The sequence below is a fragment of the Fluviibacter sp. genome, assembly GCF_057744235.1.
This window is the reverse complement of record NZ_JBIJFP010000035.1, coordinates 80,761-92,501: the sequence shown is the minus strand read 5'-3', so window position 1 is coordinate 92,501 and position 11,741 is coordinate 80,761. Positions and strand designations below refer to the sequence as shown.

Annotated in this window: 12 protein-coding genes and 1 pseudogene; 1 reads left to right on the top strand and 12 read right to left on the bottom strand. The window is 55.7% G+C overall.

The features are described from left to right. The 4 genes and pseudogenes from AC3GOJ_RS10285 to AC3GOJ_RS10270 all read right to left on the bottom strand — a co-directional run. Positions 1-439 (bottom strand): annotated as a pseudogene (locus AC3GOJ_RS10285) (N-acetyl-gamma-glutamyl-phosphate reductase); the annotation flags it as partial. A gap of 62 nt (positions 440-501) precedes the next feature. Further along, positions 502-2,049, bottom strand: a complete 1,548-nt coding sequence (locus tag AC3GOJ_RS10280) for a sensor histidine kinase (RefSeq protein WP_488237378.1) — start codon at positions 2,047-2,049, stop codon at positions 502-504. Beyond that, positions 2,015-2,710, bottom strand: coding sequence for a response regulator transcription factor (locus AC3GOJ_RS10275; RefSeq protein ID WP_488237377.1), 696 nt, complete (start codon positions 2,708-2,710; stop codon positions 2,015-2,017). Before AC3GOJ_RS10275 ends, AC3GOJ_RS10280 begins: the two co-directional genes overlap by 35 nt. A 16-nt stretch (positions 2,711-2,726) precedes the next feature. Continuing rightward, positions 2,727-2,888 (bottom strand): hypothetical protein, encoded by a 162-nt coding sequence (locus AC3GOJ_RS10270; protein WP_488237376.1) that lies wholly within the window; start codon positions 2,886-2,888, stop codon positions 2,727-2,729. On the opposite strand from AC3GOJ_RS10270, the gene AC3GOJ_RS10265 reads away from it, so the two are divergent. Further along, positions 2,887-3,981 carry an META domain-containing protein gene (locus tag AC3GOJ_RS10265; protein ID WP_488237375.1) on the top strand — a complete coding sequence of 365 codons (1,095 nt, stop codon included), beginning with the start codon at positions 2,887-2,889 and terminating at the stop codon, positions 3,979-3,981. The genes AC3GOJ_RS10270 and AC3GOJ_RS10265 overlap by 2 nt on opposite strands. 92 nt (positions 3,982-4,073) lie before the next feature. Here AC3GOJ_RS10265 and rfbC read toward each other — a convergent pair whose 3' ends face one another. The 8 genes from rfbC to AC3GOJ_RS10225 form a co-directional block, all read right to left on the bottom strand. Beyond that, a complete protein-coding gene (gene rfbC, locus AC3GOJ_RS10260) occupies positions 4,074-4,628 on the bottom strand; it encodes a dTDP-4-dehydrorhamnose 3,5-epimerase (protein WP_488237374.1) in 555 nt (184 codons plus the stop codon). After that, positions 4,628-5,527: a glucose-1-phosphate thymidylyltransferase RfbA gene (rfbA, locus tag AC3GOJ_RS10255; RefSeq protein ID WP_488237373.1), complete on the bottom strand. Its 900-nt coding sequence runs from the start codon at positions 5,525-5,527 to the stop codon at positions 4,628-4,630. Before rfbA ends, rfbC begins: the two co-directional genes overlap by 1 nt. Positions 5,528-5,539: 12 nt before the next feature. Beyond that, the gene (locus tag AC3GOJ_RS10250) at positions 5,540-5,836 is read right to left on the bottom strand and encodes a CcdB family protein (protein WP_488237372.1); all 297 of its coding nucleotides are present in this window, start codon (positions 5,834-5,836) and stop codon (positions 5,540-5,542) included. After that, positions 5,836-6,093: a type II toxin-antitoxin system CcdA family antitoxin gene (locus AC3GOJ_RS10245; RefSeq protein ID WP_488237371.1), complete on the bottom strand. Its 258-nt coding sequence runs from the start codon at positions 6,091-6,093 to the stop codon at positions 5,836-5,838. Before AC3GOJ_RS10245 ends, AC3GOJ_RS10250 begins: the two co-directional genes overlap by 1 nt. Before the next feature lie 144 nt (positions 6,094-6,237). Beyond that, a complete protein-coding gene (locus AC3GOJ_RS10240; protein ID WP_488237370.1) occupies positions 6,238-8,184 on the bottom strand; it encodes a sulfatase-like hydrolase/transferase in 1,947 nt (648 codons plus the stop codon). A 199-nt stretch (positions 8,185-8,383) separates the two neighbouring features. Further along, positions 8,384-10,033 (bottom strand): chaperonin GroEL, encoded by a 1,650-nt coding sequence (gene groL / locus AC3GOJ_RS10235; protein ID WP_488237369.1) that lies wholly within the window; start codon positions 10,031-10,033, stop codon positions 8,384-8,386. Between the two features lie 54 nt (positions 10,034-10,087). Then, positions 10,088-10,378, bottom strand: coding sequence for a co-chaperone GroES (gene groES, locus AC3GOJ_RS10230; protein WP_162049071.1), 291 nt, complete (start codon positions 10,376-10,378; stop codon positions 10,088-10,090). Positions 10,379-10,596: 218 nt separating this feature from the next. Beyond that, positions 10,597-11,718, bottom strand: a complete 1,122-nt coding sequence (locus AC3GOJ_RS10225) for a hypothetical protein (RefSeq protein ID WP_488237368.1) — start codon at positions 11,716-11,718, stop codon at positions 10,597-10,599. Between the last annotated feature and the right edge of the window lie 23 nt (positions 11,719-11,741).

Here is an 11,741-nt window from a genome sequence, read left to right as displayed (position 1 = left end):
GGTTGGCGATCAGCTGCGCATTCTTCACGGCGGCGCGGTTGATCTCCGGCAGGCCGTATACGGCCTTGGCCACCCAATCCGGGCTCGCATGCGTCATGCCGTACCATTGCTCCCAGGTCGGAATATCTTTAATGCGGTAATCGGCCGCCAGGTCAATCACCTTCACGCCCTTGGCCAACAACTCCGGTGCCTGCTGCATGGCAATGCCGTTCGGCGTTGCAAAAAACACGACGTCACAGGCCCCCAGATCGGCCTTGGCCGGGTCTTCAAACGCCAGATCCACATGACCGCGCAGATTGGGGAACATCTCAGCCACCGGCAACCCAGCGTCGCCGCGCGAGGTAATGGCCTTCAGCTCAACGCCCGGGTGTGCCGCCAGCAAACGCAGCAGCTCAACCCCGGTATACCCTGTTCCACCAACAATCCCGACCTTGATCATGTCTTTATCCTTCAGAAATCAGAAACCGCGCCGATCATAGCACCGGCACGGCTGCATGAATATTACACGCCGCCCGGCATCAGCGGCGGCCGATACGGCCTGGCCGGCTGCGGCGGTGCCACCACATACATCGGCAACCGCACCTGCGCCGTGACGCCTTTGCCGGAGGTGTTGGGCAGCAGCCGTGCCTCACCATGATGATAGGCAGCAATCTCCCGCACAATCGGCAGACCCAGGCCGCTGCCCGAAGTCTTGGCGTCATCCACGCGGAAGAAGCGTTCGAACACCAGCTCGGCCTGCACCTCGGTCAGCCCCACGCCGGTATCTTCCACTTCCAGCACCACCCAGCGCGATGGTCGCTTCACGAATGCGCCTTCCTCGGTCTGAGTGAGATGCGCCGCCTCGCGCACATCCATCACCCGCACATGAATCTGCCCCGGCTCGTTGACCGTTCCCGGTGTATAACGGATCGCGTTATCAATCAGATTACTGACCATCTCGCGCAGCAGAAAAGCGTTACCAAACACCGGCGCCCCCGCTGGCGGTGCTTCGAAATCCAGTTCCAGATGCTTCTGGGCCGCTGGCAGCACCCATTCTTCGGCCACTTCGCGCACCAGGGTTGCCACGTCGACCCGCGTCTCGGATTGCATATCTCCCGTACTTTCGGCCCGGGCCAATGTCAGGAGCTGCGAGACCAGATGCGACGCCCGATCCACACTGCTGCCAATACGCTGTAACGAATCACGCAACGCCTCCGGCTCATCTTCGTACATCGCCAGTTGCGCCTGGGTCTTCAGTGCCGTCAGCGGTGTCTTCAGCTGATGTGCCGCATCGGCTATGAAGCGTTGTTGCACTTCCAGGTTATCGCGCATGCGATCCAGCAGATCATTAAAGGCTTCGACCAGCGGCTGAATCTCTTCCGGCAAGCGCCGCACCGTCATCGGCGACAGATCATGTTCGCTACGCGTGGCAATACGTGACTTCAGAAACCGCAGCGGCCGCAACCCCTGCGCCAGACCAAACCAGACCAGCACCACCACCACCGGCACAATAAAAAACTGCGGCAGAATCACGCTGGCCACAATCTGGTTGATCAGCTGGTTGCGTTTTTCCAGCGACTCACCCACCTCCACGACGACCCAGTCTTTGGGGTTATCCGCCGATGTGACCACCGTATAGGCAATACGCAGTTCTTCGCCGCCCAGCTCGGCATCGCGGAAGCCCACTTCGTTTTCCGGCGTCTGCGGCTTGATCAGCGGAATCGGTACGGGCAACTCGCGGTCGCCCTGAATCAGCTTACCCGCCGAAGAAATCACGTGGAAATACACCACGTCCGTCTCGTCTGACCTTAACAACGCGTGGGCTGAACGGGAAAAGCTCACCACCGGCTGCGTGGCACCTTCGACAAAATGCACCTGCCGGGAAATCGCCAGCACGTTTTCACGCAAGGCCTGATCAAACGGGTTGGCCGCCACCGACATGGCATAGTGGTACGTCACCACAATACTGAGCGGCCACACAAACAATAGTGGCGCCAGCATCCAGTCGAGAATCTCCCCGAACAGGGAGCGCTGGTTAGGCCGGTGCTTTGTCTTCGTGCGGCTTTTCAAGACAATAGCCCAAACCGCGTGCCGTCACGATCTGCACGCCGCCCGCTTCCAGCTTCTTGCGCAGGCGGTGCACATACACTTCAATGGCGTTGTGGCTCACTTCTTCACCCCAGCCACACAGGTGATCCACCAGCTGATCCTTGCTCACCAGGCGACCAATGCGCCCCAGCAGAATCTCCAGCAGCCCGATCTCTCGGGCCGACAGATCCAGCGTCTGACCACTCAGCGTGGCGACACGCCCCACCTGATCGTAGGTCAGATTACCGCACACCATCTGCGGCGAACTATTCGAATTGCGGCGAATCAACGCCCGTACCCGTGCTGCCAGCTCATCCAGATCAAAGGGCTTGCCCATGTAATCATCGGCCCCCAGATCCAGACCCTTCACACGGTCCGACGGTGCATCGTGCGCCGTCAGCATCAGCACCGGCACATGTGGGGCCGCCGGCGTATTGCGCGCCCGCAAACGACGCAGCACTTCCAGACCCGTCATGCGCGGCAGCCCGATATCCAGAATCGCCAGATCATAGGAGCAGGACTGCAGGGCCGTATCGGCATCTGTCCCCGTTTCCGCCAGATCCACGGCGTAGCCCAGTTTACGCAGGGCCCGGGCGATCCCGTCGGCAATTATCGAATCATCCTCTGCCAACAACACACGCATGCCCAGCATCCCCTTGTTAAATAGTTTTCAGCCGCATTTGTTGCTGGCTGTCAGTTTCGCGTAAGAGTCTAGCAAAGGCCGGCTCAATAAAGTTTTGCGGCGCAGCATTGACAATAACGCTTACGCTCGAATCTTTGCGACAATGCAGATCCATTGTTGAATGTGTACGAATCCCCATGCCGATCTCCTCTCGCGCCTCAGCACGTTGCCACCGATTGGTTGCCACCTTGGTTCTGGCCGCCTGCATCAGCCTGCCGACACAGGCCAAGCCGCCCGCGCTCATTCTGCCGCCTGGCACCTTCGATCCGCTACAGATTTTGCCGGCGCCGCCACCCGACCACTCGCTTGAAGCACAAGTTGAACGCGAGGCGATCAAAGCCGCCTACCGCGATGCATCGCCCGAACAGCGGGAAGCCGCCCGTCGCGATGCGGCCAACGAAAGCGTCCGCCTGTTTGCCGACACGCTACCCGGTTTTAATCTCGATAAGCTGCCCGCCACCCAAGCCCTCTTCAAAACCGTGCGCGCCAATGAAAACGCCCAGACCGGTATTTTCAAAGCCACGTTCAACCGGCAGCGCCCCTATCAGGTCGACAGCAGTATCGTGCCCTGTCTACCGCCCAAAAACTTTGACATCAACGCCAGCGACCCCAGCGGCCACACCAGCATGGCCTTCAGTAGCGCCGTTGTTCTGGCCTACCTGTTACCCGACGATGCCCCGGCCATCATGCAGCGTGCCGAACAATACGGCCGTCACCGTATTGTCTGCGGTGCCCACCATCCCTTTGACGTTCGCTCTGGTCAGGTCCTCGGAACACTCGTCGGCGTCACCCTGATCAAAAGCCCCGCGTTGCAGGCTCAACTCGAGGCCGCCCGCGCCGAGCTGCGCCAGGCCATCGTCAAATCCACCGCCCTGAAGAATACCCTGTGGGTTGCCACCCGCATCAATGGCAACAGCGTCTCGGAAAATGCACCCACCCTCACCATCGATAGCGACCCAGCGGGGTTTCGCGCCACGGGCAACAGCAGCTGTAATCGCTACACCGGCCAGGTGACGCTGGGTGACCAAAACGCCATCCACTTCGGCCCGGCTGCCAGCACCCGCATGGCCTGCCCCGGCAATGCCGACCAGCAGGAGGCCGCTTACTTCAAAGCCTTACAAACGGTGACGGCTTACCACCTGAATAACAGCAGCCTCATCCTGCTCGATGCACAGTACAACAAGGTCATTGAATTCTCGGGCAAAAAAGAGGCTCCCGAAGGAGCCCAATGACGCAAGAGGAGAAATGACGAGCATATGCCTATGTTCGCACCCTCTTAATAGCGATTTGCATGCCAAAGGTTCACTGGATTTTTAAGAACCCCTCAGGTTTCGGCCTCTTCCAGCACTTTGCCTGCGGCATCCTTTGCCGCGAGCACGGGCTGCTGGCCATTCAGTGCATCCAGTGGCCAGGCAATATCCAGCGTCGGGTCATTCCACAGAATGGCGCGTTCGTGTTCCGGTGACCAGGTATCCGTCGTTTTGTACAGAAACTCGGCCGTCTCGGACAGCGTCAGGAAGCCATGCGCAAAGCCCGGCGGAATCCACAGTTGTTTCTTATTGTCGGCCGACAGGATTTCGCTCACCCACTGCCCATAGGTCGGGGAGCCTTCACGGATATCCACCGCCACATCAAAAACTTCTCCTTGCACCACGCGAACCAGCTTACCTTGCGCCCGCGGGGCGAGCTGATAATGCAGGCCTCGCAGCACGCCCTTCGTGGATTTGGAGTGGTTGTCCTGAACGAAGGCCAGCGTGTTACCGGTGGCCGCGTTGAAGACCTGCTCGTTGAAGCTTTCGAAGAAAAAGCCACGCTCATCGCCAAAGACGCGAGGCTCGATGAGCCAAACATCAGGGATCCGGGTAGGGGTCGCTTTCATCAGTGGTTCCCATTCAAAAGATCAACGAGGTACTTGCCGTAACCGGTTTTGAGATAGGGCTGCGCCAGTTTCTCGAGTTGTTCCGCATTCACCCAGCCATTGCGGAAAGCGATCTCCTCCGGACAAGCCACCTTAAGACCCTGACGATGCTCAATGGTCTGAATGAATTGGGCGGCTTCGATCAAGGAATCATGCGTGCCGGTATCAAGCCAGGCATAACCACGGCCCATGATCTCGACGTTGAGCTGATCCTGCTTGAGGTAAACCTCGTTGACCGAGGTTATTTCGAGCTCAGCACGAGCCGAGGGTTTGATGCTCTTGGCAATATCCACGACCTGGTTGTCGTAGAAGTACAAGCCGGTGACCGCGTAGCGGCTCTTCGGTTTGACCGGCTTCTCTTCAATGGAAAGGGCTTTCCCGCTGGCATCAAACTCAACGACCCCATAACGCTCCGGGTCGGTGACATGATAGGCAAAGACCGAGGCACCGGCTGTCTGAGCATCCGCACGTTTAAGTATCGACGCAAAGTCATGGCCGTAATAGAGGTTATCGCCTAGGATGAGGGCGCTGGGACTGTTACCCACGTGTGCTTCACCAAGAATAAACGCCTGGGCCAGACCATCCGGGGACGGCTGCACGCAATAGGTGAGACTCATCCCCCACTGCGAACCATCGCCCAGGAGCTGTTCGAAGCGTGGGGTATCCTGCGGCGTCGAGATTATCAATACATCGCGGATACCGGCCATCATTAAGCTGGTCAGCGGGTAATAAATCATGGGTTTGTCGTAGACCGGCAACAATTGCTTCGAGACCGACAAGGTCGCCGGGTAAAGACGCGTGCCGGAACCACCGGCCAGGATGATGCCTTTACGAGTACTGACGGGTGCGGGGTGATTCATAGAAATTCCTTATTAAAAACCTTGCATTAACAAATCGATCGCAGACACAATTTCTTCGCGATGCACTTCGAGTGTCGCGACCTGCTGTTTAAGAATCGAAGCAGGCACAGCAGCCATGAATTGGGTCACCATGACGCAGTCGACACCATTCACTTCAAAAACCGGATTCAGCGTACCCGCAGGCTTGGGCGCGTCTGCCATCGACATGAGCGGCACCACCATACGTGTGTTGAGATGATTCAGCAGGTCTGCCTGTACATCCAGCAAGTATCCACCATCGGGATTCTCATAAACCGAGAAGCGCGCCATCAGAAGCTCCGATACTTGGCGAGCGGTAAACCTTTCTCCGTAACATAGGCATTCGAACTTTCAATCGCTTGCTGGTTTTCCTGCACCCAGAGCTCGGCGCGCTTTTCCGACAGCGCAGCTTTCAACCCGGCTTCGGCCGCTTGAGAAATATTGACGTTCAAAACCCGAGCTTCCTCAATCAAGGCCTGACCAATTGAGACATTCGTTGGTTTGCGCGTTCCACGAGGAGAGCGGGATGAATCAGGATTTGATCGCATAAAGCACCTATCATGCATCTATTTATGCGCATAATTTACAGCATGAAATGTAGCCTTGCAAATTTAAAGTACAACTTTGGATTTGCATGAACCAAAACAAAAGCCCCCGCCAGTTTCCTGACGGGGGCACAGCTGCCATTAGAATTACTGAGTGCCCGAGGCCTTCATTAAATAGTTAAATGCTTCCAACTCGGCTTTGGCTATTCTTTGCGATTCTTGGTATGCCAGAGGCAATGGCTTTTCAAGGACAGTTGGCACAAGCTCGTTGAGCAATTTGTCTTTAATTACACGTGCTGCAGGCGTTGTGGCATAGGTGTTATCCATTTCCAATTTCCCCCTTGCCGTCGAATAGTCATAGTACTCATACTGTTGATCAATCGGCGATGGAACCGTTGTACCTCCCGGCCACCGGGAGTAAACCCCCAGCTTATACTGCTGCGTTATGACTGCCACGATATGCGCTGGCGTTTTCTGACCCTCTGCGTTCGGCACTGTGGCGAAATCAAACTCACCCGCCATGCACTCATCAGTGGCAAACAACGCATAATCTAATCCCTTAGCACTGGCAGACTTGAGAATTGGGAACATATCGTAACGATTCCCGTACATCTCTGCATAATCACCCTGCATCCAGGTTTTCTGGCCGCCATACGCCAAGCTGACCAGCATCGGCATCATATCTACCGACGAAGTCAACTGCTCACGAATGGTATCGGTATCACCGGTAAAGGTTCCCGTCGGATCTTTTACGATCAGCGGTACATTCAACGGTTCTCTATACATCGAGAACGTCTTACCTGCCACCATGCCATGGGCACCGGCGTAATCACCGTGATCCGATGTAAACACAATAATCGTATTTTTGGCGACTTCCGGTGTCAGAGAATCGAGAACTTTCCCAATCTGCTTATCGAGAATAGTCTGGATGTAGGTATACAGATCCAAACCCTTCTGCCAATAGCTAAAGGGAGAAACGCCGATGCCATACGGTGTGCCATTAGCATCCGTAGGCACTGTATACGTATAGCTTGGTGTTGATGGTGTGGGGACGCCCGGATACGCTTCGAAGGTGAACGTGGTGGATGATGGGGTCTGGGCAATGCCACCCCACTCCACCTCACAAAACTGACGATTCAATATTTGCGCTTTAGGTTTAGTGGCATCGATCACCTCCTTAGTCTGCCAGTTAGGTGCCGTAGCCGGGTAACCGTAGGACGGTGGACTAACTAGAACATTCGGGTAAGGAATTGGCGCATCGGCGCAGGCTATCTCTGTCCAATTCGCATGCTGTGCATAAGTCGTTTGCCCTGCAAAGTAGTTCGTATAGCTTTGAAACTCCGTACCGGCAGGGAAAAACTCAAAATCATGCGGGTTCTGAAACCCAACGGTCAAACACCAAGGCTGATCCCCTTCGCGTTTGCCCTTAAGCCACGTGGCAGCCTGAGTGCCGATGTACTCATCACTGTAATAGTAATAGCTCGGATCACTCATATCCCCAAATGTGCCCTGCAAATTATTGGCAATGGGGTCCGGGTAAGTTAGACCCTGAAACCCATAGTCATTAAGCTCTCCCGCAGACCCAGTAGGCTGCGAGCAATGCCATTTGCCCACATAGGGTGTGACATAGCCGGCATCCCGAAGCAGCTTGCCGTAAGTGGGAAACCCAGGCTGCAGCGATGGCGAATCTGCTTTAGCCTGGCCAGGCACAACCACGAGCGTTGTGCCAAACCAGGTCTGGTGGCTATAGAGCCCAGTGACCAAAACACCGCGACTGGGCGAACAGGCTGTGGCAGCCGTATTGTGGTTTGCAAATTTAACGCCACCATCCCAGAGACGGTAAAGGTTCGGCATGAACTTCTTGATGTATTCAGTCGCATTGGCAACGCCGGTCGGAAAGACCTGCGGATAGCGCATTTCATCAACCATGATGAACAGAATATTCGGCTTATTCGAAGCGCTCGAAGAGCTGCTACCACCGCCACCACAGGCAGACACCGCTGCCGTTGCCGCTAACGCTGCCGAAGATTTCAGCATATCCCGACGGGAAAACTGCGGTTGTTGCTTCTGATCCTGTTTGGTTTTTTCAGTCATGTTCAATACCCTTTTAGTGAACCCAACATGTAGGAATAAATCAATACTTCTTTTTTAATATCCTACGCGACGCACTTTGGCTCAGAGTGTTCTGTTACAAACTGTTACAAAAAAGCCCCCGCCGGTTTCCCGACGGGGGCTTCGCACAGCTTGAGGTGCTGAGCCACAGCGCGTGCTGTGGCTCAGACAGCCGGATGAGTTACATCATGCCGCCCATGCCACCCATACCGCCCATGCCACCCATATCACCCATGCCACCGGCCGGTTTGTCGTCCGGCAGTTCGGCCACCAGGCAATCGGTAGTCAGGATCAGAGAGGCTACCGAAGCAGCATTCTGCAGGGCAGAACGCGTCACCTTAGCCGGATCCAGTACGCCTTGTTCAACCAGATCACCGTAGGTGCCGTTAGCCGCGTTGTAACCGAAGTTACCCTTGCCTTCCAGAACCTTGTTGATCACGACCGATGGCTCGTCGCCAGCGTTCATCACAATCTGACGCAGTGGTTCTTCCACAGCGCGCAGAACGATCTTGATACCGGCGTCCTGATCGTGGTTCTCACCCTTCAGGCCTTCGATGCCAGCACGGGCACGCAGCAGCGCAACGCCACCGCCAGGCACCACACCTTCTTCAACGGCAGCACGGGTTGCGTGCAGCGCATCTTCAACGCGGGCCTTCTTCTCTTTCATTTCAACTTCGGTGGCAGCACCCACCTTGATCACGGCAACACCGCCGGCCAGCTTGGCCACGCGCTCTTGCAGCTTCTCTTTGTCGTAATCCGAAGTCGCTTCGTCGATCTGCTTGCGGATCGTGCCAACGCGGGCCTGGATGTTGTCTTCCGAACCAGCGCCATCGATGATCGTGGTGTTTTCTTTACCCACTTCAATACGCTTGGCCTGGCCCAGATCTTCCAGAGTCGCCTTCTCGAGGCTCAGACCCACTTCTTCAGCGATCACCGTACCGCCCGTCAGAATGGCGATATCTTCCAGCATGGCCTTACGACGATCACCAAAGCCGGGTGCCTTAACAGCAACGGTCTTCAGAATGCCGCGCAGGTTGTTCACCACCAGCGTTGCTAGTGCTTCACCGTCCACGTCTTCAGCAATAATCAGCAGCGGACGACCGGCCTTAGCCACTTGCTCCAGTACCGGCAGCAGATCGCGGATGTTCGAAATCTTCTTGTCGAACAGCAGCACAAACGGGTTATCCAGGGCAGCGATTTGCTTTTCCGGGTTGTTGATGAAGTAAGGCGACAGGTAGCCGCGGTCGAACTGCATACCTTCAACCACGTCAAGCTCGTTGGCCAGCGACTTACCGTCTTCAACGGTAATCACGCCTTCTTTGCCCACCTTGTCCATCGCTTCAGCGATGATGGCGCCAACATCGGCATCCGAGTTGGCCGAAATCGAACCAACCTGGGCGATTTCTTTGTTGGTGGTGGTTGGCTTCGAGAGCTTCTTGATCTCTTCAACCACAGCAGCCACGGCCTTGTCGATACCGCGCTTCAGGTCGGCCGGGTTGTAACCAGCGGCCACATATTTGAAGCCTTCGCGCACAACGGCTTGAGCCAGCACAGTTGCGGTGGTCGTACCGTCACCAGCGTTGTCGTTGGTCTTCGAAGCCACTTCCTTAACCAGCTGGGCGCCCATGTTTTCGAACTTGTCTTTCAGTTCGATTTCCTTGGCAACCGACACACCATCCTTGGTCACAGTCGGGGCGCCGAACGAACGATCCAGAACTACGTTACGGCCCTTAGGACCCAGGGTGACCTTAACGGCATTGGCCAGCACGTTAACGCCATTAACAATCTTGGCACGAGCGTCATCACCAAAAATAACTTGCTTTGCAGGCATGTGTTTCTCCTAAAATTTATTCAGATCAATGGGTTGGGAGGTTTTCAAAAAGCCTTAGGCCTCAACCACACCCATGATGTCGTCTTCGCGCAGAACCAGCAGTTCTTCGCCATCCACCTTCACTTGCTGGCCGCCGTACTTACCGAACAGCACGCGCTCACCGACCTTAACGCTCATCGGACGAACCTTGCCGTCTTCGAGGATCTTGCCAGCGCCCACGGCTATCACTTCGCCTTGATCGGGCTTCTCGGTAGCGGCATCAGGAATCACGATGCCCGAGGCGGTTTTACGTTCTTCTTCCAGACGCTTGACGATCACGCGGTCATGCAAAGGACGAATTTTCATAGTCTTAACTCCAGTGAGGACAATTTAACTTTGAGTCTGTATTAAATGCGGACGGCAAAACGAGATTCAAGCCAGGCTTGTTAGCACTCGATGCCGTTGAGTGCTAATACTAGGGGCGACCCTCAAAAAATTCAAGCCCCCAAGATCAAAACATCTCAGGGGCTTGCAAACTACAACGCCAGAAACCAGAGGCGCGTAGAGGAGGAAACCTCAATGAATCAAGGCACGGTCGCCAGATATGGTGTCACCGGGCCGCCATAAACCCCCAGCACATTCTTACGATAGACCGTATTGGCCGATGTCACCGTGGCACCCGGATAAGCCAGCATGGTCCAGCTGGGCATTGCAAAGCTGCCATCGCTATTGCGCTTGATCTGCACCAGGGCGGCGCCTTCAGGCGCACCAGTCGACGACCAGTCGGTGGCCAGATAATACCCCCCGGCATCGTCGGTGGTTATGCCCTCGAAGTGCGTGACGCGGCTATTGGTCGGATCATTGTTGTAGTACACCGACATGAAATTACTGAACTGCTGGGTCACCGGGTTCCAATCGACGATATAGCCGGTACTAATGCCTTTGGTATCCACCTTGCTATAACCACCAACGATCGTGTAGTTCTGGCGCTCCGCGTTGTACCAGATACCATAAGCCGTCATACTGACCGCTCCACTAACCAGCGATTTCGGAATTTCGTAATAGGTGTACGTGTTGGGGTCATCCGGCGTACTGCCCATCGCCATGATGAAGGCGTGGCCGACGGCATCGGTTTTTGCGTAATTGCCCACGACCACCCCGTTCATATTGCTATGAGCGATCGTGTACTTCAACTCCGCCGGAATACTCAGGAGTGAAGACGGATTAATTTTGGTATACGTGCCATTACCGGCCACATCCCCACGATAGAGGAGACCGTAAGGGTAACTGTCTGTCGCAATATTGTAGTTGCCCACAACCACCACATTCCCCGGGCTCGAGCCATTGTTCGGGCCATAGAAATTCAACCCTGAAGGAGCCTCACACGGGTTGGTCGTAGTCACGATACATTTGCCGGTCGGGCCAATCCGGTTCCACTGGCTCGCGCTCGTCATCTGAATCGGGCCTCGATACAGCAGCGCATAGTTGGTGCCGTTATCCTGATTGATCCCCGTCAAATAGACATCCGGCGACCCGGTGACGCCACGAATACCGGTAATTTCGGTAGAACCCGAAGCGATTGACGGCTCTTGCGAATATTGGATCTGGGCGGTTTGCGAATCCGAAGAGCCGCCGCCACAACCCACCAGCGCCAATGCCACACCGAGGCTACTCATGCCAGAAACCAGCCAATTATTACGCTTCATCGTCTCACCCTCATTTAAACATC